This window comes from Allomuricauda sp. R78024, from assembly GCF_044596045.1.
In the GTDB taxonomy this organism is placed as follows: Bacteria; Bacteroidota; Bacteroidia; order Flavobacteriales; family Flavobacteriaceae; genus Flagellimonas.
In genome coordinates this window covers 3,212,377-3,235,000 of sequence record NZ_CP138995.1, presented here as the reverse complement: position 1 = coordinate 3,235,000, position 22,624 = coordinate 3,212,377, and the positions used below count along the sequence as shown (strand labels likewise).

General features: G+C 36.5%; 20 protein-coding genes (1 of these 20 cut by a window edge). 10 read left to right on the top strand and 10 right to left on the bottom strand.

Annotation, left to right across the window (positions count from 1 at the left end; genetic code table 11):
* The 3 genes in view from SJY44_RS14570 to SJY44_RS14560 are tightly spaced (at most 56 nt apart) and all read left to right on the top strand, a layout consistent with a single transcriptional unit that may run on beyond the window.
* Positions 1-1,180, top strand: the 3' portion of a protein-coding gene (locus SJY44_RS14570) for an amidohydrolase family protein (protein ID WP_299167980.1). Its footprint begins 158 nt before the window's first position; only the last 1,180 of its 1,338 coding nucleotides appear in the window; its start codon lies beyond the left edge, outside the window; it ends in the stop codon at positions 1,178-1,180.
* Positions 1,181-1,236: 56 nt separating this feature from the next.
* Positions 1,237-2,574 (top strand): amidohydrolase family protein, encoded by a 1,338-nt coding sequence (locus SJY44_RS14565; RefSeq protein WP_396590289.1) that lies wholly within the window; start codon positions 1,237-1,239, stop codon positions 2,572-2,574.
* 6 nt (positions 2,575-2,580) lie between these two features.
* On the top strand, positions 2,581-3,219 hold the full coding sequence (locus SJY44_RS14560) for a hemolysin III family protein (protein ID WP_396590288.1): 639 nt from the start codon (positions 2,581-2,583) through the stop codon (positions 3,217-3,219).
* 42 nt (positions 3,220-3,261) lie between these two features.
* Here SJY44_RS14560 and SJY44_RS14555 read toward each other — a convergent pair whose 3' ends face one another.
* Positions 3,262-3,951, bottom strand: coding sequence for a ZIP family metal transporter (locus SJY44_RS14555; protein WP_396590287.1), 690 nt, complete (start codon positions 3,949-3,951; stop codon positions 3,262-3,264).
* A 56-nt stretch (positions 3,952-4,007) separates the two neighbouring features.
* On the opposite strand from SJY44_RS14555, the gene SJY44_RS14550 reads away from it, so the two are divergent.
* Both SJY44_RS14550 and SJY44_RS14545 read left to right on the top strand, forming a co-directional pair.
* Positions 4,008-5,174 carry a THUMP domain-containing protein gene (locus SJY44_RS14550; protein WP_298927791.1) on the top strand — a complete coding sequence of 389 codons (1,167 nt, stop codon included), beginning with the start codon at positions 4,008-4,010 and terminating at the stop codon, positions 5,172-5,174.
* Positions 5,171-5,401, top strand: a complete 231-nt coding sequence (locus SJY44_RS14545; RefSeq protein WP_298927788.1) for a hypothetical protein — start codon at positions 5,171-5,173, stop codon at positions 5,399-5,401. The genes SJY44_RS14550 and SJY44_RS14545 overlap by 4 nt, the downstream gene beginning before the upstream one ends.
* A 16-nt stretch (positions 5,402-5,417) precedes the next feature.
* On the opposite strand, the gene SJY44_RS14540 is transcribed toward SJY44_RS14545, so the two are convergent.
* From SJY44_RS14540 to rlmD, 4 genes are read right to left on the bottom strand one after another with little or no spacing between them, the layout of a single operon-like run.
* On the bottom strand, positions 5,418-5,759 hold the full coding sequence (locus SJY44_RS14540) for a VOC family protein (protein ID WP_298927786.1): 342 nt from the start codon (positions 5,757-5,759) through the stop codon (positions 5,418-5,420).
* Positions 5,760-5,773: 14 nt separating this feature from the next.
* Entirely contained in the window at positions 5,774-6,538 is a 765-nt protein-coding gene (locus tag SJY44_RS14535; protein WP_299167967.1) for a DUF6048 family protein, read from the bottom strand.
* A complete protein-coding gene (locus SJY44_RS14530; RefSeq protein ID WP_396590286.1) occupies positions 6,519-7,037 on the bottom strand; it encodes a DUF6452 family protein in 519 nt (172 codons plus the stop codon). Before SJY44_RS14530 ends, SJY44_RS14535 begins: the two co-directional genes overlap by 20 nt.
* A 29-nt stretch (positions 7,038-7,066) precedes the next feature.
* Positions 7,067-8,479, bottom strand: a complete 1,413-nt coding sequence (rlmD, locus tag SJY44_RS14525) for a 23S rRNA (uracil(1939)-C(5))-methyltransferase RlmD (protein ID WP_396590285.1) — start codon at positions 8,477-8,479, stop codon at positions 7,067-7,069.
* A 120-nt stretch (positions 8,480-8,599) separates the two neighbouring features.
* On the opposite strand from rlmD, the gene SJY44_RS14520 reads away from it, so the two are divergent.
* The 3 genes from SJY44_RS14520 (at position 8,600) to rocD (ending at position 10,955) form a co-directional block, all read left to right on the top strand.
* Positions 8,600-9,142 carry an RNA polymerase sigma factor gene (locus SJY44_RS14520; protein ID WP_396590284.1) on the top strand — a complete coding sequence of 181 codons (543 nt, stop codon included), beginning with the start codon at positions 8,600-8,602 and terminating at the stop codon, positions 9,140-9,142.
* On the top strand, positions 9,139-9,528 hold the full coding sequence (locus SJY44_RS14515) for a DUF6768 family protein (protein WP_298927771.1): 390 nt from the start codon (positions 9,139-9,141) through the stop codon (positions 9,526-9,528). The genes SJY44_RS14520 and SJY44_RS14515 overlap by 4 nt, the downstream gene beginning before the upstream one ends.
* Positions 9,529-9,674: 146 nt before the next feature.
* A complete protein-coding gene (rocD, locus tag SJY44_RS14510) occupies positions 9,675-10,955 on the top strand; it encodes an ornithine--oxo-acid transaminase (protein ID WP_396590283.1) in 1,281 nt (426 codons plus the stop codon).
* A 47-nt stretch (positions 10,956-11,002) separates the two neighbouring features.
* Here the strand turns inward: rocD and SJY44_RS14505 are convergent, their stop codons facing one another.
* Together SJY44_RS14505 and SJY44_RS14500 are read right to left on the bottom strand one after the other, a co-directional pair.
* A complete protein-coding gene (locus SJY44_RS14505; RefSeq protein ID WP_298927766.1) occupies positions 11,003-12,325 on the bottom strand; it encodes a carboxypeptidase-like regulatory domain-containing protein in 1,323 nt (440 codons plus the stop codon).
* 121 nt (positions 12,326-12,446) lie between these two features.
* The gene (locus tag SJY44_RS14500; RefSeq protein WP_396590282.1) at positions 12,447-14,903 is read right to left on the bottom strand and encodes a M14 family metallopeptidase; all 2,457 of its coding nucleotides are present in this window, start codon (positions 14,901-14,903) and stop codon (positions 12,447-12,449) included.
* Positions 14,904-15,062: 159 nt separating this feature from the next.
* Here SJY44_RS14500 and bshC point away from each other — a divergent pair, with 159 nt between their 5' ends.
* Both bshC and SJY44_RS14490 read left to right on the top strand, forming a co-directional pair.
* On the top strand, positions 15,063-16,667 hold the full coding sequence (gene bshC, locus SJY44_RS14495; RefSeq protein WP_396590281.1) for a bacillithiol biosynthesis cysteine-adding enzyme BshC: 1,605 nt from the start codon (positions 15,063-15,065) through the stop codon (positions 16,665-16,667).
* The gene (locus SJY44_RS14490; RefSeq protein WP_396590280.1) at positions 16,668-18,086 is read left to right on the top strand and encodes a glycosyltransferase family 39 protein; all 1,419 of its coding nucleotides are present in this window, start codon (positions 16,668-16,670) and stop codon (positions 18,084-18,086) included. It begins immediately after the preceding gene.
* Here the strand turns inward: SJY44_RS14490 and SJY44_RS14485 are convergent.
* The 3 genes from SJY44_RS14485 to SJY44_RS14475 form a co-directional block, all read right to left on the bottom strand.
* Positions 18,035-18,580, bottom strand: a complete 546-nt coding sequence (locus SJY44_RS14485; RefSeq protein WP_396590279.1) for a pyridoxamine 5'-phosphate oxidase family protein — start codon at positions 18,578-18,580, stop codon at positions 18,035-18,037. The genes SJY44_RS14490 and SJY44_RS14485 overlap by 52 nt on opposite strands.
* Before the next feature lie 206 nt (positions 18,581-18,786).
* Positions 18,787-20,472, bottom strand: a complete 1,686-nt coding sequence (locus tag SJY44_RS14480) for a hypothetical protein (RefSeq protein ID WP_396590278.1) — start codon at positions 20,470-20,472, stop codon at positions 18,787-18,789.
* A gap of 241 nt (positions 20,473-20,713) precedes the next feature.
* Positions 20,714-22,573, bottom strand: coding sequence for a tetratricopeptide repeat protein (locus tag SJY44_RS14475; RefSeq protein WP_396590277.1), 1,860 nt, complete (start codon positions 22,571-22,573; stop codon positions 20,714-20,716).
* Positions 22,574-22,624: the final 51 nt, after the last annotated feature.

Here is a 22,624-nt window from a genome sequence, read left to right as displayed (position 1 = left end):
TAAAGCAGTGGGAACAGTAGAAACATTAGAAGTTCCTGCAAATGCAGAAGTGATATCAACTGAAGGTATGAGTGTCTTGCCCGGTCTTTGGGATATGCACGTACATACTATGATCAATGGTCATGCAGATTATGCATATTGGGACAAAACGTATCCACCATTATTAAAAGACGTAATAATGCCATCTTCTGCACATCAATTACTTATGGCTGGAGTTACTAGTGCTCGGGATTTGGGAGCTCCTTTGGAAGAAAGTATTGCAGTAAGGGACGCTATCAACAATGGAGAGATTCCAGGAGCAACACTATATGTTTCTGGTCCATTTATTCAAAAAAAACCTTATCCGGGAACGGAAGATTTTAGGTGGGGAGTAAATGGTGCAGACGATGGAAGACGAAAGATTAAAAAATTGGCTAATGCTGGAGTGGATGTTATTAAGTTGATTGATCAAGATCAGATGACTATGGATGAGCTTCGAGCAATTGTTGATGAAGCGCATAAGAACAATTTAAAAGTTGTAGCACACGGACATCGACCTGAAGAAATTAGAAGAGGGTTAACTGTTGGAGCCGATTGTTTTGAGCATACCGGACTTTCTTCATCTCCTAGATATCCAGATGATGTTATGACCATGATAAAGGAGCGTACGGCAGATATGAGCCAAGGACCTCTATTTTGGTGTCCAACTGTTGAGGGGTTATACAATTATGAGTATGTTCGCGATAATCGTGAAAAACTGGATAATGATTCATGGCACAGAGGGCTACCTGATAGTGTAATAACAGATATAAAAAATAGTATAGCACATCCTGACAGACTTCCCTATTTCCAATTAACACCATCACGTAAGCCAACTTTAAAAACAAAAATCCAACAGTTATTGGATGCAGGTGTAGTTTTATTGGTAGGAACAGATAGTGGTATTCCTATGAAGTTCCATAGCCAGTCCACTTGGAACGAACTTGATGTTTGGGTGAATGAATTTGGCATTGATCCAATGTATGCCATTCGAGGAGCCACGTATTGGCCAGCACTTTGGATGGGAGTTGCTGATGAAGTGGGAACCATTACTCCTGGTAAATATGCTGATATTATTGCTGTGGATGGAGATGTTTTAAGGTATATCAGCCTTCTTCAAGATGTGGATATGGTAATAAAACATGGAAAGCAATATAAGTAGGTTGATAGGACAATTCCCTTAAAATCATCGTTTTCAATATTTCTAAAAAAAATTATATGATTAACCGAATTTTATCTATTCTATTTATACTATTTTCTATACTAATTACTGCGCAAGAAAACAATGTAAAAGCGCTTGTTGGAGGAACATTAATCGATGGTTTCGGATCGGATCCAATTAAAAACAGCGTTGTTATTATTAAGGGAGAAAAAATAGTTTCGGTTGGGAACATAGAGAACACCATAATACCGAGCAACGCTGAAATTATCTCTACCGAGGGTATGACTGTATTGCCTGGTCTTTGGGATATGCATGTCCATACAAAATTGACAGGTCATTCTGATTATGGATATTGGGATAAAGTATATCAACCGCTATGGAAAGATGTAATTATGCCAGCTTCCGTGCACCAATTGTTGATGGCAGGAGTTACAAGTGCTAGGGATTTGGGTGCGCCGCTTGAAGAAAGTATTGCTGTGAGGGATGCCGTTAATAATGGTGAGATCCCTGGTGCAACCTTATATGTTTCCGGACCATTTATACAGCACAAACCATATCCTGGCACAGAAAATTCTAGATGGGGAGTTAATAGTCCTGAAGATGGTAGAAGAAAGGTTAAAAAATTAGCTACTGCTGGAGTGGATGTCATCAAGTTGATTGACCATGATCAGATGACTATGGATGAACTCAGGGCAGTTGTAGATGAAGCTCATAAGAACAATTTGAAAGTTGTAGCCCATAGTCACAGACCTGAAGAAATTAGAAGAGGACTAGAGGTGGGAGTTGATTGTTTTGAACATACTGGATTATCTTCTGCGCCAAGATACCCTGATGATGTCATGACGATGATAAAAGAGCGTACTGCAGATATGAGTCAAGGACCATTGTTTTGGTGCCCAACGGTTGAAGTGCTATACAATTTTGAATACAATAGGGATAACTTGGAGTTTATTGATGATGATTCATGGCATTTGGGATTACCAGATAGTGTTATTGTGGATATCAAAAATAGTGTTCAACACCCTGACAGACTTCCTTATTTCCAATTGATGCCTTCAAGGAAGCCTACTTTGGAAACAAAAATCAACCAATTGTTGGATGCAGGTGTTGTTTTGATGATTGGAACAGACAGTGGCATTCCAATGAAATTCCACAGTCAATCTACATGGCATGAGTTGGATGTTTGGGTGAATGAATTTGGTATAGACCCTATGTATGCCATTAGGGGAGCAACATATTGGCCAGCACTTTGGATGGGAGTTGCTGACGAAGTTGGTACCATAACACCTGGGAAATATGCTGATATCATAGCAGTAAAAGGAGATGTACTGCGTTACATTAGTTTGCTTCAAGATGTGGATATGGTTATTAAACATGGTAAACGTTACAAATAGGTTTTCTTGACTTCTGACCCCAAATCTGTTTTAATAGAAGAAAAATGGAATGCGTATTCCCATGCTCTGGGCATTGTACTTTCTATTTTGGGTATGGTGTTTTTCTTTCAGAAAGATTTGACGAGAGAGCCATTTCTTTTTGGAAGTATTCTGGTTTATAGTTTATCGTTAATTCTTCTTTTTACTGCTTCAACGGTTTATCATGCCGTACAGAATCCAAAACTCAAGAAGAAACTTCGAGCATTAGATCATATAAGCATCTATTATTTGATTGCGGGCACGTATACCCCAGTTTGTTTAACTGTTCTTTCGGATTCAAAAGGATGGTTGCTCTTTTATCTTGTATGGAGTATAGCACTCTTCGGAACTATTCTAAAACTGTTTTTTACTGGAAGATTTGAAGTTTTTTCGTTAGTGCTTTATGGAATAATGGGATGGTTGATTGTCATTGATGTTCCTTTTCTTTCAGAAAACATATCTACGGAAGGATTGCTTTTTCTTGGCCTAGGAGGTGCTTTTTATACTATTGGAATTCTATTTTATGCGCTTAAAAAAATACCCTACAATCACTTGATTTGGCATTTTTTTGTGCTAGGTGGAGCAATTTGTCATTGGATTTTAATTCAAAAAGAAATATTCGCCTAATTGTATGGCGATATCAAAGTTTTTATAGAGAAATAATAAAAACTACACTAGATAGGCAATACCAATTCCTAGTATAATGACAATAAGTTTACGCAGATTAAAAGAGTGTCCCTGAGAACTTTCAAACAGAATTACTGTAGAAATATGAAGGAACACGCCAATGGCCAATGAAGTCATTAAATGTCCGTTAACTTCCATCCAAGGTGATTGTGTTGCAATGTAGCTTCCTAAGGGAGTCATAATGGAAAAGGCAGTTATAAATAAAATCACCAAACCTGTTTTCATTTTTGAATTAACCAAAAAGATACTCAGAATAATGGCCACAGGAATTTTATGGATAACAATGCCATATAAAATGGAATTATTACCATCTACTGGAACACCTTCAATTAGAGCATGTACCGCTAAACTCAGAAATAGAAGTAAAGGAAATTTATTCTCTTGAAGATTAATGTGCATATGACCATGTTCAGCTCCTTTAGAAAAGAATTCCAAAAAAACCTGAAGCAATATTCCTGCTAAAATTAATACTGCGATGGTTTTAGGACTGTTGTCTTCGTAGACTTCGGGTAACAACTCAAAAAAAGTCAGTGCCAATAAAAATGCACCGCTAAAAGCCAGTAAAAGCTTTATGTTTTTTTTGTCTTTGGGCTTTGCAATCCATACAAAAGCAAAACTTGCCCATACAGCCAATATGGGAACTGCATATATCATTAAAAAGGGAAAATCCATCAGATAGGTTGAAGGGATAAAAATAGCCTATTTTTACCGAAAGTTTTTTATAAAAAATGGCAGAAAATTTTAGAATGTTGGCCAAAACTTTATATGGTTTTGAACCCATTTTGGCCAAGGAGTTGAGAAACCTTGGTGCAGGAAACGTGGAGGAAGGAGTACGGAATGTTTCTTTTGACGGGGATACTGGCTTTTTGTATAAAGCAAACCTTTGTCTACGCACAGCGTTGAAAATTATGAAACCCATTGAACGGTTTAAGGTGTTCAATGAAAAGGAATTGTATGATAGGGTATATGCTATTGATTGGACGGATTATTTTGAGCATGATAAAACTTTTGCTATTGATACTACAATGAATTCTGAGGTATTCAATAATTCAATGTACGTTTCGCAAAAGGCCAAAGATGCCTTGGTCGATAAGTTCAGGGCAGTGGTAAGGCAACGCCCTAACGTAAATACCCAAGACCCAGATGTGCGTATCAACATCCATTTGTATAACAATACATGCACAATTTCTTTGGACAGCTCTGGAAACTCTTTACACCAGCGTGGTTATCGCATTGCTACCAATATTGCCCCTATCAATGAGGTGCTGGCGGCTGGTTTGTTACTTTTAAGCGGTTGGGATGGACAGTTGGATTTTTTAGACCCTATGTGTGGTAGTGGCACTTTTTTAATTGAAGCAGGAATGATTGCTTGCAATATCCCAGCCAATATTAATAGGGAAACATATGCATTTATGAAATGGAATGATTATGATGCTGAACTTCATGAAAAAATTGTGACGGCAAGTCTAAATAAGACCAGAGAGTTTCATCATAAGATTATTGGGTACGATAAAGCTCCTTCTGCAACACGGAAGGCCCAAGAAAATGTAGACAACGCCAATCTTTCTGAATATGTTACTATAGAACGAAAAGATTTTTTTAGAACAGAAAAGCCTTTGGATGCGAGATTGCATATGGTTTTTAACCCGCCTTATGGAGAACGGCTCCAAATTGATGTTGAAGATTTTTACAGTAAAATTGGAGACACGTTAAAACAGCATTACCCAGGTACAAATGCTTGGTTGATTACTTCCAACCTTGAAGCATTGAAATATGTTGGTCTTAGACCTTCTCGAAAAATTAAAGCGTTCAATGGAAAACTGGAATCCAGATTAGTTAAATATGAAATGTATGAGGGTAGTAAGAAAGCAAAGCATAAAACGGATACCATATGAAACCAAAACATAAAGCATTGTTGTTCAATTTTATCGCCTTTGTGGCATTGTTCTTAATAGCTCGTATGGTATTGGGATACTATTTGCCCATAAACCCAATTTTCTTGGCTGTAACTTCTGCTATTATTGCCAATGTGTTAGCTCCCAAGTTTGGGGCTATTCAAACGGATGATGGTGAAAAAGTATTAATGAAATGGATTTTCATTAAAGGAATGAGGGAAATTTAATGTTTTCTCTTTTTCCTTATTTATCTGACCAGACTGCAAGTTCGTTTCCAGAAGGGTCTAGAAAATGAAACCTACGTCCTCCTGGAAAAGAAAAAATGGCCTTGGATATTTTTCCGCCTGCTGTTTCAATACTATCCTTTATAATGTCAAGGTTTTCGTGGTATAACACCACAAGAGCTCCATTTATTATTTCTTCCCCTGTTGTCTCAAATCCCCCTTCAATACCACTTTCTTCAAAAGCAGTATACGTTGGACCATAATCTGTAAAGACCCATCCAAAGGATTCATTGTAAAACTGTTTTATTTGTTCTAAGTCTTTTGCCTTGAATTCAATATAGTTGATATGAGTATTTTTCATGCCCATTTTATTTTTTATTCTGTTTCTGGTAACTTCTCTTTTTTCTTTTTCGCTTTTTTGTATAAGGGAATAAAATAGGAGATGGAATAATTATAACTCACTCCAAAATTACTACCATCAGTTACTCTATTAAAGCCAGGAATCCAGAGGTTGGGAAAACGTTCCTCTTCTTTGTTTGTAACCAAAAAACCTAGACGAGCGCTCATTCCAATATAGATATTGGCAAAAAGCTCTGCTTTTATACCAAAAACAAACTCTAGCCAAGAGGCACTAAGACCACTAAACTCTTCTCCTGGTTGCGCTCCTGGTAAAAATTCAGTTGGATTGAAGAATCGATTGCTTTCAAAAATGCTGTACTCATTTAACGTTTGGCTAAAACTGGCAACAGAATATCTGCCACCAATAATAATAGCATTGTTCATTCCAAACCAGTTTTCATATGTATTTAGGTCTACTCCCAGTTTTATATAGCTTCCAGAGGAGGTATAGTTGTACAATGGAGTATTACTCAATTCTTCGGTTTGAGTTTTTTCTTCATTACCCAATTCTGCAGCCAGATAAAGCTTTTCGGTTATTCTGTAATCGCCAACTATTTCAAAACCTGTATAATCTTCATCAATAAAAGAAAATAGCAATCTATTTATATCGGCACCAATGCGCAAGCCGTACTCTTGTTTGTATTCCACCGTATCTTTTGGTTGAAGGTCCACAGGTTTATCTTGGCCTTTTGCCAAAAACGAAAGCGAAAGAAAAATAATACTAATGAAATATCTTAACATGGATGTTATTGGAGTTTTCGATGGTGTCTTGTATCACAGTAATATCTTGAATCCAGTTGGTGCCGTCAGATGTCAATCCTATGGTGACGGTATTGTAATTAGCAACAAAACCGCAAGCTTTTGAAGTAAATTGCTCACTAACCGTATAGCTAAACGATAAGGTATCCCTATTGCCAGTTTCTTCCATGCTTGTTTCATCATCATCTGAATCTGTTATAAATTCATAAGTGGTACTTGTGCCATCAATTCTTAACGGAATCGATAGTGAATCTGGTGAACTTGAACGGTCACTAAACGAATCAGTTTCTAAAATACTGTCGTTATCAATGCCCTTAATTCTTATAGAAGGAACGGATTTAAACACAGTGGTATCTGTGGCATCATAAAAACCGATTACTATCAAAGGAGTGTCACCGTCAACACAGATGTCATCTTTTTCACAGGAAGAAACATAAATAAGTGAGAGGGCAATAAGTAAGATGGGAAGTATTTTTTTCATTCTAGAGTAAAAACAAATTTTATCAAAAACTATACCCGTTTCTCCAAAAGTACAACATTTTCTACGTGGTGTGTTTGCGGAAACATATCTACAGGCTGTACTCTTGTCACCTGATATTTTTCATTTAAAATGGCTAAATCCCTTGCCTGGGTTGCGCTGTTGCAACTTACATAAACTATTTTCTCAGGAGCTATTTGCAAAAGTTGTTCTACCACTAATTTGTGCATACCATCTCGTGGAGGATCAGTTATTATGACATCTGGTTGTCCATGCTGCTCTATGAATGAACTATTAAAGACTTTTTTCATATCACCCACAAAAAATTCCACATTGGAAATGTTGTTGTGAAGGGCATTATTTTTGGCATCTTCAATTGCTTCCGGTACTGATTCCACCCCTATTACTTTCTTTGCTTTTTTAGATATAAATTGAGCAATGGTTCCAGTCCCGGTATATAGGTCATAGACAAGTTCGTTTCCAGTAAGATTTGCAAAATCACGTGTTACCTTGTAAAGTTCATAGGCCTGCTCTGAGTTGGTCTGATAAAACGATTTGGCATTTATTTTGAAACGCAATCCTTCCATTTCCTCAAAAATATGGTCTCGTCCAGCAAAACAAACTACCTCTTGGTCATAAATAGTGTCATTCTGTTTTTGGTTGATGACGTAAAGCAATGACGTAATTTCTGGGAAAGTTTGTTCTATGTGGTTCAATAGCAGCTCCCGTTCTTCCAAAGCATCCTCAAAAAACTGAATTAGCAGCATAATTTCACCTGTGGAAGCGGTTCTCAACATCATAGTACGCAATAATCCTTGTTGTTGTCTAGGATTAAAAAAAGCAAGCCCATTCTTGCTCGCGAATTTTTTTATTTCCAGCCTTATAGCGTTGGATGGGTCTTCTTGCAAGTGACATTTTTTTATATCCAGAATTTTATCCCACATACCAGGAATATGAAACCCTAAAGCATTTCTATCTTCAATTTGAGATTCGGAACTAATCTCTTCTTGAGTCAACCAACGACTGCTAGAAAATGAAAACTCCATTTTATTTCTATAAAAATATTGTTCTTTAGAACCAAGAATGGGCGTTGTTTCGGGCAGTTCAAGATTTCCAATACGTTTTAGGTTGTTTTCAACTTCCTTTTGTTTAAAATGGAGCTGGTGCTCATATGCCATGTGCTGCCACTTGCACCCTCCACAAACACCAAAATGCTCACATTGGGGAGTTGTTCTTCTTTTGGACAGGGTATGAAAATTTGTTGCTACACCTTCAAAAAAAGCCTTTCTCTTTTTGGTGGTCATTACATCAACGACATCTCCAGGCACCGCATTGGATAGAAATATGATTCTTCCATCAGGAGCTTTCCCAACTGATTTTCCTTTTGCCCCTGCATCTATTACTTCGACATTTTCAAACGTTAGTCGACTTCTTTTTTTACGCATGTGGCAAAAGTAAGAATAGGTTTCTATTAAGAACAAGTAACTTGTGAAAATGAAAGGATAAAAATCTTTCTTTTTTTTGAACCTTTCCAATATTTCGCTGTCTATAGGGTAGTATATGATATGAAGACAACAGAAAAAGTTTTTGATGGATTAGTGGTATTGGAATATCAATCTGGTAATAAAAAATCGTTATCCATATTGGTAAAGAGACATCATATTAGACTGTGCAAGCATTCGTATAGGTACACTTATGACTTTGAGGCATCCAAAGACATTGTGCAGGATTCCTGGAAAACCATAATTAGTAAACTTTATACGCTAAAGGACCCAAATTCTTTTAGTAGTTGGGCTACAAAAATTGTAACAAGAAAGTCCTTGGATCATTTGAACAAATTAAAAAGAAGTAAAAAGAACATTGAGGGCATTTATAACAACTCAATAACCAATGATGTAGCTAATGATAAAGAAGCTGAAATAAGAAAACTTCTTTTAGCAATCAAAGAATTACCGGAAAATCAACAGATGGTATTGAAGCTATTTTATTTGGAAGAATATTCATTGAAAGAAATTAGCGGCATACTTGGCATATCAGTTGGAACAACAAAATCAAGGCTGTTCCATGCTAGAGAAAAATTAAAAGGAATTTTAAAGAAAAAAAGATGAAAAAAGACATTGAAAAAATAGACGAACTTATCAAGGAGGCACTGACCCAAGAAGAGGCAAAGTTTTATGATGAACTTGGGGAACAAAACCTTATTGAAAAATTTGGTAGTGTATTTAAGGGAAAGACAGGGTGGTTGGCTATTATCATGAATTTGTTTAACCTGGTTATTTTTGGATTGCTCATATTTTGTGTTGTTCAATTTTTAAATACCGAGGTCACAAATGAACTTATTAAATGGGGAACCGGAATATTTGCTTGCTTGATTTTTATGGGTATGATAAAACTGTTTGTATGGATGCAAATGGATAAGAATGATATTCTGCGAGAACTTAAGAGGTTAGAACTACAAATAACAACCTTATCCACTAAAAGAATGGCTGATTAAAACAGACAATCTTTTAAGTTTGAATAAATATTTAATATTTTAGCAGCTCTTCAGGGATGATTTCTCTCCCACGCTGAATTTTCGAGACTTCGAAAGGATAAAGGTATTGCAGGAATGGTTATTTTATTAATTCAAAAACAATTAAAATGGCTGTTTTAGAACATTTAACATCGCAACAAGCGATAGATTTAGAAAACAAGTACGGTGCCCACAATTATCACCCACTTCCCGTTGTATTGAGCAGGGGAGAAGGTGTCTTTGTATGGGATGTAGAAGGCAAGAAGTATTATGATTTCTTATCCGCTTACTCTGCCGTAAACCAAGGACATTGTCATCCAAAAATTGTAGGAGCAATGACAGAACAAGCAAAAACTTTGACCTTAACGTCAAGGGCTTTCTACAACGATATGTTGGGAAAGTATGAAAAGTATGCTACGTCTACTTTTAAGTTTGATAAAGTTTTGCCCATGAATACTGGTGCCGAAGCAGTGGAAACTGCTTTAAAAATCTGCAGACGTTGGGCTTATCAGAAAAAAGGAATCTCGGAAAACCAAGCCAAGATTGTTGTTTGCAAGAACAATTTTCATGGAAGAACAACAACGATTATATCATTTTCCAATGATGCTGTAGCAAGGGAAGATTATGGTCCGTACACAGAGGGCTTTATCCAAATTGAATATGATAATTTAAATGCCTTGGAGGAAACATTGGAAAACAATGCGAATGTTGCAGGGTTTTTAGTTGAGCCCATTCAAGGTGAAGCGGGGGTTTATGTACCATCTGAAGGATACTTAAAAGCTGCCAAGTTACTTTGTGAAAAACACAATGTACTTTTTATTGCTGATGAAGTACAAACAGGTATTGCCCGCACAGGACGTTTATTGGCCACATGTGGAAATTGCTCTTGTAGTGATAAGCATTGCAGTGGGACCCCAGATGTAAAACCAGACGTTTTAATTTTAGGCAAGGCAATTTCGGGTGGAGCATATCCTATATCTGCAGTTTTGGCAAATGATGATGTTATGGATGTAATTACACCAGGTAGTCATGGAAGTACTTTTGGAGGCAACCCTGTAGCTGCTGCTGTAGGTATTGCAGCATTAGAAGTTGTTAAGGATGAAGAACTGGCGCAAAATGCTTTTGAGCTAGGTGAAGTCTTTAGAGAAGAACTCAATACATTCATCTCAACTTGTGACCTCGTAGTAAAAGTTAGAGGAAGAGGATTGCTCAATGCAATTGTTATTAATGATAGTGAAGACAGTTCAACAGCATGGGATATTTGTATGGCCCTGAAAGAAAATGGTCTTTTGGCAAAACCAACCCATGGTAACATTATTCGTTTTGCACCGCCTTTGGTAATGAACCGAGAACAATTACTGGATTGTGTTTCCATCATTATAAAAACACTGCAAGAGTTTGAAAAATAAAAAAAAGCCCCTTTAAGGGGCTTTTTTAATATTAAAATTTGAGTTAATTAAGGAGCTGAGGCTCCACCTTTTGCTTTTGACCTGCGCAATTGGCGCTGTATTTTCTTAATTGCCGACTCTATGGACTTTTCAGGTTCTATGATATTGTATTGACCCCAAAAATCTGGATCGGAAAACCCTATTGCTTCATCACTTAAAATAATGGATTTTTTAAGTCTCTCCCTATTCTTTGGTAATTCGCCAGTAATATTTTTTTCCCAATCAGTAACAGCCATTTCTGCTGTCATACTGTATACAGAATTGAATAGTTTGTCCTCCCAATCAACTTTAAATTCTAATAGAACATTACTGTAGCCGTAGTACCATTTCCCGCCTTTTTCCCTGTAATCAACACGGTATGCAACCTCAGTTGGCCATACATCTACTTTTGCTGGTTTTTTACGTACAAAAAGTCGAGCAGCCTTTTCTCTATCGGTTATGTTCAAGGTATAAATGGCACTGGTCAACGTTCTATTTTCAACATCAATGAAGAGTTCACCTTTATATAGAGGATCGCTAATGGTCTCTAACTGATCAAATTTGATAACATAGATTAATTTATCATTTATTCTTGTGGAACGACTAAATGTGAATTTATAGTCGGTAATAGCTCCCTCTGCAAAAATATACTCAGGATATTTTATGATATCAACATACAAAGTATTGAAAGGCCCTCCTTGCAATTTAAGGGCCACAGTATCAAGTCTGCTATAATCTGTACTTTTCCTAGCCTTATAAAGCTCAACAGCGTCTTTACGAAGCGAGCTATAGGGTGTTTTATAGATATTGACTACCGCTTCTGACAAGGATACGTTCTTTCTTCTCTTTTTTATGGTTTCCCTATAAAACGCAGTCATCAAAGTTGGGTCGTCAAAATAATTGTCCCCCTTTCTTGCTAAGGTTTCTCTTACCAAAGCAGCAGCATCTTTTGGAGCATTTATATTAACTTCAGAAAGTTCGGTTACGGAAATAATAAGCGAAATCTTGTTCTTATTAGATTTTAATTGGGAGAGCGGAATGTTTTTGCTTTTGTACCCTAAGAAAGATACGACTACTGTTCCGTCCGTAATACTTTCCGGAATTTTTAAAAGAAAGCTTCCTTCTGTGTTGGTAATTGTACTAATATTAGTGCCTTCTACGGAAAGCGTGGCAAAAACTAAAGCTTTTTTTGAAGATCCATCAACAACCTCTCCTCTATACTGCTTAAAATTTTCAGTTTTTTCTTCTTGTTGAAACGCAAATACGCTCGTTGTTCCAAATGCCAAAACATATAATACTGATAATACTATAGTTAGGGTCTTTTTTTGAATTCTTTGACATCTCTCGTTCATAGCAAATGTGTTTTTTAGTTAAAAAACTACCACTCTAAATTAGTGATTTTTAACGACATAAAGAAATTGTAGAGCTTTGCGGAAAACAAAGCTAGGATTCAATTCTTAAAAAAGAAAAACATTAATCTACCATAAAAAGTGCGTTGGCAAAAAACAGTTTCCCATTTTCCCAAAAACCTCTAAACAATGGATTGTCTATCATGTATATAACTTGGCCTTTACCGTATCGCTCGGCTCCAAAAACCAAAGAATTACTAATGTTTTTTTGTGCATCGCTCCCTGCAAAACCAGAAATAGGTTTTGTATTGTTCTCTAGATAAACTGCATTTCCACTTTTAAGGTACTCATAGCTAGAACTTCCTAGTTTCAAAGTGAAATAATTAGATCCATAACCATAGGCTAGTGGATGGGTGTTGTCCACCTTGGTTTTAAAAATTGCTCCTGTAATAGCATTTTTGATGCGTTCTCTCTGTGTATTCTTATGTGGTTTTGGTTTAACGTCTGTTGAGTCTTTTGCAACTTCTTTCTTTTTGATACTAAACCCTTTTTCACCATCAATGGCATTGATGGCTCCTCCCATTGCAATAATCTTACCGCCTGTTTTAACCCAATCCTGGAGCTTTTTCAGCTGCTTTTCATTGAAAAAATCACCATAACGGCCGCTAGGTAAAATCAGCACATGATAATCCTTTAAATCAACTTTATTGAAATATTCGTTATCAAGTACTGTTAGCGGATAATGTAATTGCTGTTCAAAAAAGTGCCAGATTTCGCCAAAACGATAGGTTGATGTTGGTTTCCCCGATAACACTGCAATTTTTGGTTTTGTTATCATTTGCACGTATGAGGACCCAAAATCTTTTCCAGAATCTACAAAACCAGTGCTTGAAGGAGTAATGTCCTTTTTAAATTTATCCGAAGTTTTTTTCAAAATTTCGATAAAGCCTGCCTTATTCTGATTGTCCGATTTGGTTATAATTAGGCTTCCTCGGGCAAAAGACTTGCCTTGTAGCGAAAATGGATGATCCGTTTTTCGCACACGCACTCCTTCCTTTAATAATTCAGCCAAGAAGCGAGCATCCTTCATACTGTTCCAGTCCGTAATGTGGGCGTAGGTATTGGCATTTATGGATTGACTACTTGGTATTTGAGTATTCACTTCCTCAGACCCATTTGGAACAATTGAGGTAGACGCGATTCCATCTAAACCATATGCATAAGGCAATGACCACGCGGTAATATCATAAGTAAGGGAATCACTTAGTTTTGCATTGGGTTCAAATAAAACTTTTACCAATGTACCTTTGGTCTGATTTGTTGAAACTACAAGACTGTTTTTTGAACCAGTTATACTTCCATTAGTCCCTGTGCTATAATTAAATCCTTTAAAAGACCCTTTGTCGGCATTACTAAACTCAATCTTATGTTTTGATAGTAGATTTTTAAGTGCATCAATTTTATCTTCATCTCCATTCAACACATAGCTTTTGTATTTAAAGTTTTTGTTTTGATAGAACTTCTTGAACTCAGCATTCAGCTTACCTGCATTTTTAGCAGAAACTTCTATAGTGGAAAGACCAGTAGTAAAATGATGCGCTATACGGTCTTTTAGCGTCAAAGTGTCTCCGATTCCTGTAATCACTCCAAGGCCTCCACGTCCGCTTCCTCCTTGTTCATAGGTCATTCCAATAGCACCATTGTAGGTAGGGTAGGTATCTCCATAACTGGGATAGAAAAGATCAAACATTTCTTTGGTAAAATAAAACCAACCATTTGCATCAAAATATTTTGCGTGATTTTTTCCAAGAGTAACCTGAAAATCTCTTTGAAAATCAGTGACCACTTCATGGTAAGGCTCCGCTGCTGGAGCAAAAAAGTATGGATTATCCACCCCTTGCTCGTGAAAATCTACATGTATGTGGGGCAGCCATTTATTATATACCTTTATTCGGTGTTGACTTTCAACCTGTGTCAACCATGCCCAGTCCCTATTTAGATCAAACATATAGTGATTACTTCTACCGTTCCACCAACCTTCATGATGTTCTTTACTATTGGGATCTACCTCATATGGAGAGTTTTTATATTGATTGTACCAATTGCTGTAACGGTCTCTGCCATCAGGATTTATGCAGGGATCCATAATGACAACTGCATTTTCCAGATAAGAACTCTTATTGGTCAGCAATTCATAAATGGTCTGCATGGATGCCTCCGTGCTAACACTTTCATTACCGTGAACATTGTAACTCAACCAAACTATTGCCTTAGATGTATTTCCAGTGCCCTGGGTATCCTTTAAATGCTCTTGCCTAATATTTTCCAGATTGGTGATATTGGCTGCGGAAGATACATAGGCCAATAGCAAAGGTCTCCGTTCATTGGTTTGTCCATAGACGGTTAGTTTAACTCTATCTGAAGCTTCTTTGGCCAAGTATTCATAATAATCTACTACCTCATGGTGTCTGGTAAATTCCGTACCAAGCTCATACCCTAAAAATTCTGAAGGAGATTTCAGCTGTTGGGCGGATATGGAAAAAGAAACAAATGCAAAAAATAATAGTAAAAATCTTGTCATGTAAAGGTTAATTTGCCAAAATCAAATCTAACGATAAATTCCATAATTACCATTCTTACCCTATGTAGTACTCGGTTAATTGACTAAAAACGTAATTAACGTATTTTTAGGAACTGAAAAAAAGAAGAGGATTATCTTTAGCATGATATTAAAACTTTAATGGAAGTAGATTGTATACCTTTTAAGGAAACGGGTTATTTTTCTAAACTTATTTGCGATTATCTTGACCAGAACAAGAATTTGCAACCGTTTTTTAACAGATTTCCCCTATTAGAAAGCTTTGAAGACCAATTAAAAGAGAAGAAGGCCAACTATCCTGCTTCAAATAGGCTTGTTCTTTCTAATGCGCTTAAGCATCAATATGAAGACTTTACGGTTTCAGAAGCTACGGCAGATCAAATTTCTTTATTGAAAGGAGAAAATACCTTTACCATAGTTACGGGGCACCAGCTAAACCTTTTTACTGGACCACTGTATTTTTTATACAAGATTATTTCCACCATTAATCTAACAAGGCAATTAAAGGAACGATATCCTGACTATGACTTTGTTCCCATATATTGGATGGCTACAGAAGACCATGACTTTGATGAAATAAACTATTTCAATTTTAAAGGACAGAAAGTTCAATGGAACAGAGAAGCTTCTGGAGCAGTTGGAAATTTAAAAACAGAGGGATTAGATACTGTTTTTAATACATTTTCTTCTGAATTAGGGAATACTATAAATGCCAATGAGCTAAAAGCATTATTTAAAAGTGCTTATTTAGAGCATGATAACCTGTCTGATGCCACTCGTTTTCTTGCAAATAAATTGTTCGGTGAATATGGTTTGGTGATTGTTGATGGGGATGATGTGGCGCTAAAGAAATTATTGATTCCTTTTGCCAAACGGGATATTTTTGAAAATCTTGCATTTAAAAAGGTTTCAGAATCTATTGATACATTGGCAGAAGTATCACCTGCTTATAATATACAAGTAAACCCAAGAGAGATAAATTACTTCTATCTTTTGGATGACATCAGGGAACGAATCGTGGAAAAGGAAGGAAATTTTCACGTTAACAATACAGAGATAAGATTTTCAAAGGAAGAACTTGCAGCAGAACTTGAGAATTGTCCCGAACGTTTTTCCCCCAATGTAATAGCCCGTCCGTTATACCAAGAAGTTATTCTTCCCAATCTCTGTTATATTGGAGGAGGAGGGGAGCTGGCATATTGGCTAGAGCTAAAATCGTATTTTGAAGCTATGGATGTTACTTTTCCCATGCTGTTATTACGAAATTCGGCCTTGGTGATGACCGAAAAGCAGGCAAAAAAAGTGGAAAAACTCAGTTTGAAGATTTCAGACCTTTTTTTAAAGCAAAATAGCTTCATCAACAAGAGGATAAGAGAAATTTCCAATATTGATATCGATTTTTCGCCACAACAAAAACATTTGGAAGAGCAGTTCCAAGCCTTATATAAACTTGCGGAAGAAACAGATAAAACTTTTGTAAATGCAGTAAAGGCCCAAGAGGTAAAGCAAAAGAAGGGACTGGATGCATTGGAAAAGAGATTATTGCAGGCACAAAAGAGAAAATTGAAGGACCATGTTATTAGAATGACGGATATGCAGAACGAACTTTTTCCAAACTTATCATTACAGGAGCGACAACTTAATTTTTCAGAATTGTACTTGGAATTAGGTAATCAACTTATCCCGGAGTTAATGGATAGTTTAGATCCACTCTCAAACAGCTTTACACTACTCAAAACAACTTAGGTGGTAAAGAATAGGGAAAAGATACCGTTGGCTTGGTTATTGGCATCCGTATCTTTCGTTTCCATTATCATCATTAGTTTTTTAAAAACTTCCTTGGAGTTGGAAGATGCAGAACAAGCCTATTATTCACAATGGTGGAGGTTAGGGTATGATGATCAACCACCTTTGTTCACTTGGATTCAAAAAGCCATTAATAGCATTTTTGGAGTTACTAAATTCTCCTTATCCTTTTTACGTGGAATACTTTTTGGAGCTGTAATCTTGTCTTTTTATGGACTCGCTAAAAGAGTTTTAAATGATAAAGCTAGAGCTGAAATTGTAGTATTGAGTTCAGCTTTAATTCCTGTTTTTATTGACTTTACTTTCCGAAGGCTATCGCATACTTTGTTGCTTTGTTTAATGGTTCTATTAACGCTTCAGGTAATAGCGCAATTGATAGAAAGGAAATCTATACGTAAGTATCTTTTGCTGGGAATTTGTTTTGGTTTAGGAATGCTTTGCAAATACAACTATTCAATTTTTTTAATGATGGTTTTGGGAGCTTCTTTTTTTGATGCTTCGCTAAAACGGATTGTATGGAACCCTAAGATTCTGTTATCCTGTACAATCGCTTTTCTACTCTTTTCTCCTCATTTTTACTGGTTGATACAAGGGAAGTATTTAAGCTTTATTGGTAAAAGTATTAGCACAAAGTTGGAGACTGAAGGGCCTGGAGTTTTTGTTCTAACCCCTATTTTGGAATTGATAAAAGCGCTTTTAGAAATATTGCTCCCATTACTATTGGTAGTAGGATTGTTTTTGGTATTGAAAAAAGTGAGGTGGGAATCTAAAAACGTTCCAAAATGGCTACGGAACATGGGAGTGATACAAATAGCGGTACTAGTCCTGTTTTTTATATTTATGAATGTAAAAGAAGTGCAAGTCCGTTGGTTGGTTCCATTGCTGTTACCTTACTTTATATTTTTGATAGGAAACCTAGGTTTAGATAATAAAAAAGTTAGAAAATGGGGCATGCCACTATTTCTATTTATTTTGGTATTTCAAGTATTCCGTACTCCTGCAGAACGATTTCTTGGTATTACTTCGGATACCCATTTTGATTATGCTGGTTTGTCAGACAAATTGCAGACAGAATACTCAAATTCGGTTTGGGTGTTACCAAATGTTACTTACGGAGGACAAATTAAATTGCATAACTCTGAAAAAGAACTATTCACTTTGGACGACTTTTCAATTTCAGAATCCAAAAAGTATGATAGACCTCATGTAATCTTGTCATCTTTGAATAGGCTTTCTGAAAGTTTAAAACCGACAGATAGTTTATTGCAATATGGTCCAGACAAGGAAGACTTATATTTTTTTGAAGTTTATGGAACAGAAAATTTACCTTTCCATTCGTTATCTACCAATGAAAATTGAACGCGGGTATGATAGTGATTCCCCAGTTTTAAAAAATCCATTTTATCTGGAAGAATATGCACCATGCTAAAATGGTTTTTTTTGCTTAGATATTCAATTTCGTTATGATTGTTTATGGAATCTCCTGGAGACTTAATTGCGTTGTACTCTTTTTGTCCTTTTACAGGAACATTGTCCCAGTGCGCTTTTAATACTTCCTTGTTAGTTTCAATGATAGCTTTCCCCTCAATTCTTAGCTGTGTCATTTTGGTGGGATTATAAAAAAGTCCACTAACCGTATTGTTATTCTGCAACTGCGCTATTTTAGGGGAACGATTATCTGTATAAAATGTTAATCGTAATTCGGGTGATACCTGTCGTAAAACAAGCATGCGTTGTCCAATAGAATTGTCCAACCCAAGGGTTCCCAACACAAAATACCTGAAAGGATGCCCTTTTTCAATGGCTCCCAACTTAAGTTCTTCGCATAATTCTTTAAAAAAAGGAGTAGTCATTATACGTGAAAGTAACTTTTTTCAAAAAAAGTTTAAAAATAAAGTAGGGTTTTTTTTGAGGTAGTTGTTTTACTACTGAAAATTGCTATGAAATTTTCAAAGATATGAGTAGGTTAACTCATATGTTTAGGTTGGTTTTGATTTTATTTAAAAGCCCCGGAGTGGTTCCCGGGGCTTTTGTTTTTAACTAACTTAACTCTGAATGTTTAATTGGTACAGGCATCTGGAATATCCCTTGTCACTATTTCTTTTGATATTAAATGACTTATTACGGTGGTGCCTCTCAGTGTTATATCGATAAAGTCAGAACCAATCTCATTTATTACACCTGAAAACCCATTAAAGTTGAATTGAGACATAATTTCTAGTCCAGTCAAAAAGTTTCCATTTTGATAATCCCCACGAATACGATATTCTTGGACATAGGGTACACGAATGTTTTCGTACTCTTGATAAATGTCTGCTGCAGCGGTTCCCCTACCAGCCGGAACAGTAATGGTTCTTTTAGATGAAAGTTCTAAAGTTTCTGAAGTGCTGGTCTCAGCAGTTTCGGTTCTAGTTTCTGTTGTGGTATGCCCCACACTTAAACCTGCCGTTACAGAGGCCGTCGTTGAATTGGAGGCTCCAAAAAATTGTGTGTTCACGCTAGTTTCTACCGTAGAAGAAATTGTTGTGGACAAACTCGCTTCCACGGAAGTCGCTACCTGAATGGATTCAGACCATGAGTAGGTGTCTGTTCTGGTCAAAGTTTTTACTACCCCAACTTCATCGGTCAATGGGCCGCTACTACAATTTTTAAGAGCTGTATTGTAAGCAGCGATAGTTTTTGATGGAGGAAGTATTGGAGCTAGAAAACTGGTGTTACGTGATTCGAAGTTCCAGTCAATTTCAAAATTTAAAATTCTAAAATGTGAGGGAGTTTCCACAGTTTGGGAAGTAATGGATTCCAAACTTGCTGAAGCAATTAAGGGGATGTTCGTTGTTTGTGGAATGATAAAAAATTTGCCAGTGTCTATTTTTTGTATCTTAAATTGATAGTTGGTCCGTGAAGCAGCATCTGGAGTGTTGCCGCCATTTGTGGTATAGTTCGCCTCAGATTGCACGTTTAATCTATTGTTGGCATCCATGTACAGATAATGTTTTTTACTTCCGTTGGGGTTAAAAATGTTGAAGATATTGTTTTCGGCATCTATAGTTTCAAATCTAAATTTGGTAAACGGAATAGTCTGTTGTGTATCGTTTATATAGTCCAAATCTGAAGCTCGACGCACCCTAACTTCAGTATCAAGATCAGTTGTGGATGTGCGCAAAGTTGCTGAGGGTGCTCCAAAAACCGAAGTAATGCTGGCATCTAAAATTTGTAGGTAATAGTCCACTTCGGGGTTTAAAACTATGGGATTTATATCGATTTTGGTCGGGTCGTCTACCTCAGTTTCCGAAGGACTGGAGGTGAAAGACTTTTTAGTGCTGGTAAACACAGCTAGGACTTCACCAAGAGCATTTTCAACAGTGATACTCATGGCCACACCATCTTCAAGCTCATTCCTTTCCGTTTCCGATAGGTCTTTATTTTCAAATGAAAAGCTGGCTAAAAAGGTATCTTGGCCTATGTTGACATCATAATCACCGGCTTTTTCTCCTTCGGATAGGGTAATAATAGCCTTAGTTGGAGCGTATCCCTTTCGTTTTAAACTTCTTGCACTAATGCTAAGGCCCAATTGCCCCTCGTCTATTTCATATTCATCGGTATCAACATTGGACTGGGTAGTTTCCAATTCCGAATTGAGTCCAGGTGGCATGGTTGTCCCAGGGTCATCTTTGCTGCATGCTACTACAGTAATAAGCAGGAGTAGTGTAAAAATTCGATTGAATACTAGATTTGTTGTTTTCATCACTTTTTGTTTTGTGGGTTAAACTGGATTTGTTGTTTTGTGTGACCTGCCCGGGAAACGGTCTGCAGCCCTTAGCCGAGCAAGACCACAAAACTGTTGTCATGGGTTCATATAGAATTCTCATGACACCACAAACCTAAAGCGCTGTTTTTGAGGCATAAAAAAAGAGGGGTGGACAATGGGTGGACACACCAAAATTTGCATGAGGACAAAGAGTGGACTTCTTTGTTAGCACCTATTTTTAAAGGCTTAGCACTAAATCTTGTAAAGAGTCTTCTGTGGTGATATCCAGTTTTTTACGTAGTCGATAACGTGCTTTTTTTATCCCTTCGGGTGAAATATTAAGGATATTGGCAATCTCTTTTGAGGAAAGATTCATTTTTAAAAGCGCCATTAAACGAAGTTCATTTGAGGTGACATCCGGAAATTTGGATTTTACATTACTATTGAAATCTTTGTGTACTTCTTCAAAATAACGCGCAAAATTTTCCCAATTATTGTCGTCCTGAAGGTCAAAATTAATGGTACGAATCAATTGCTGATAGCCCTTTTTGGACTCTTCATTTTCTTTGAGCTCCTGGGCCTTTTGTTTTAGGCTTTCCAAAACTTCGTTCTTTTTGGCAAGGTGCAACGCATGGGTGGTCAGTTCTTTCTTTTTAAAGGCCAATTCAGAATCTACTTTTTCTTTTTCGAGCTTGTTGCGTTTTAATTTTTGGCGAATGGCGTAAAAACCAATTAAAGAGAGTAAAAGACCAATACCCAAAAGTAGCTTTTGAAGATTGCTGATTGATGCTTGCTGTTCTAAAACCGTTATTTCCTTTTCTTGCAGAACTATTTGTTGTTCTTTTTTTTCAGTTTCATACTGCGTTTTTAATTCTTCAATTTGTTTGAACTTGTTCGAATTAAAAATAGAGTCATTTAACCTTTCATACTTTTTCCGATTGCTTAAAGCTTCGCTATAGAGCCCCATTTTTTCATGGATTATGGATCTATCTCGGTAAGCATCTTTGAGATATACCAGTGATCCAACAGAATCTGCTAGGTTTATTGATTTGGAATTGTACTCCAGTGCTTTTATATAATTCTTTTTACCCCTGTAGGCATTGGTAATGTCATTATATCCAATTATCTCATTATTTACAGAACCACGTTTGCTTGCGGTTGCTATGGATTTGAAAAAATATTCCAATGCTTTGTCATATTCTTTTTGTTCCATAAACACTGCACCAATGTTTCCCAAATTGGCAGCAACATAATCATCCCTTTTCATTGCATGACTAACTTCTAAACTATTATGGTAGTTTTCCAACGACTTGTCATACTCTTTCAGATGATAAAATAGGGAGCCTAATTCCATATAAACATTTGCTTGCCATATTTTATCATTTTGCTCTTTAAAAATTTCCAGACTTTCGGAAAGTGGTTGAAGTACATCTCCATAGTTGCGACGAAGAAGTTCAATTCTACCATACTTGGCCTTTAAAATTCCAACCTTCATAGGTTTTGGAATTGTTAAAGTGTCCAATGCCCTCAGTGAAAGCAATAAATTTTCGACTGCTTTCTTATAGTTTCCTTTATCAACATAAGTGGTCGATTTCTGGGAAAAAGCATCAGAAGTCAGTTCTCCATCGCCTAGGTTTTTTGCTATGAGTATGGTTTCGTCGTTGAGGTTTAAAGCCTTTTCGAAACTACCTTCAAGGTTTTCCAATTTAGCCCAGTTTAAAAGAATGTTATATTGATTTGTCAAATCTTTTAGTTCTTCGTAAATACCTTTTGCAAGCTTAGAATAATAGATTGTAGAGTCAAGATTTCTATGGGCTCCAAAGTGTCTAGCCATATTTAGGTAAGCATTGGCTGTTCCTTGAGTGTAATCTATTTTTTTGGATAACTCTAATTGTTCTTTTGCATAGCTCAATGCTTCTTCAGGAGTTTCTAGGCCAAATTTAGCTTTAAAAAGTTCATCCAAAGTCTTTACCTTTTCAATACCATCGGCTTGGGAATGGTATACTTTTAAGATGCTATCCAATTTCTGATTTTCCTGTCCAAAAATAAATAGGGAAAAACCAAGAAATACAAAAAGGAGGGAGATTGAGGTTTTCAAAGGGGTTGGTTTATCTTCTAAAAATAAGGAATTTTAAACCAAGCTTTTTAA

Bases quoted from the DNA above. Each gene is read 5' to 3' on its own strand.
- SJY44_RS14565 (WP_396590289.1), top strand. From the start codon at position 1,237: ATGATTAACCGAATTTTATCTATTCTATTTATACTATTTTCTATACTA.
- SJY44_RS14555 (WP_396590287.1), bottom strand. From the start codon at position 3,951: ATGGATTTTCCCTTTTTAATGATATATGCAGTTCCCATATTGGCTGTA.
- SJY44_RS14550 (WP_298927791.1), top strand. From the start codon at position 4,008: ATGGCAGAAAATTTTAGAATGTTGGCCAAAACTTTATATGGTTTTGAA.
- SJY44_RS14545 (WP_298927788.1), top strand. From the start codon at position 5,171: ATGAAACCAAAACATAAAGCATTGTTGTTCAATTTTATCGCCTTTGTG.
- SJY44_RS14540 (WP_298927786.1), bottom strand. From the start codon at position 5,759: ATGAAAAATACTCATATCAACTATATTGAATTCAAGGCAAAAGACTTA.
- SJY44_RS14535 (WP_299167967.1), bottom strand. From the start codon at position 6,538: ATGTTAAGATATTTCATTAGTATTATTTTTCTTTCGCTTTCGTTTTTG.
- SJY44_RS14530 (WP_396590286.1), bottom strand. From the start codon at position 7,037: ATGAAAAAAATACTTCCCATCTTACTTATTGCCCTCTCACTTATTTAT.
- rlmD (WP_396590285.1), bottom strand. From the start codon at position 8,479: ATGCGTAAAAAAAGAAGTCGACTAACGTTTGAAAATGTCGAAGTAATA.
- SJY44_RS14520 (WP_396590284.1), top strand. From the start codon at position 8,600: ATGAAGACAACAGAAAAAGTTTTTGATGGATTAGTGGTATTGGAATAT.
- SJY44_RS14515 (WP_298927771.1), top strand. From the start codon at position 9,139: ATGAAAAAAGACATTGAAAAAATAGACGAACTTATCAAGGAGGCACTG.
- rocD (WP_396590283.1), top strand. From the start codon at position 9,675: ATGGCTGTTTTAGAACATTTAACATCGCAACAAGCGATAGATTTAGAA.
- SJY44_RS14505 (WP_298927766.1), bottom strand. From the start codon at position 12,325: ATGAACGAGAGATGTCAAAGAATTCAAAAAAAGACCCTAACTATAGTA.
- SJY44_RS14500 (WP_396590282.1), bottom strand. From the start codon at position 14,903: ATGACAAGATTTTTACTATTATTTTTTGCATTTGTTTCTTTTTCCATA.
- bshC (WP_396590281.1), top strand. From the start codon at position 15,063: ATGGAAGTAGATTGTATACCTTTTAAGGAAACGGGTTATTTTTCTAAA.
- SJY44_RS14485 (WP_396590279.1), bottom strand. From the start codon at position 18,580: ATGACTACTCCTTTTTTTAAAGAATTATGCGAAGAACTTAAGTTGGGA.
- SJY44_RS14480 (WP_396590278.1), bottom strand. From the start codon at position 20,472: ATGAAAACAACAAATCTAGTATTCAATCGAATTTTTACACTACTCCTG.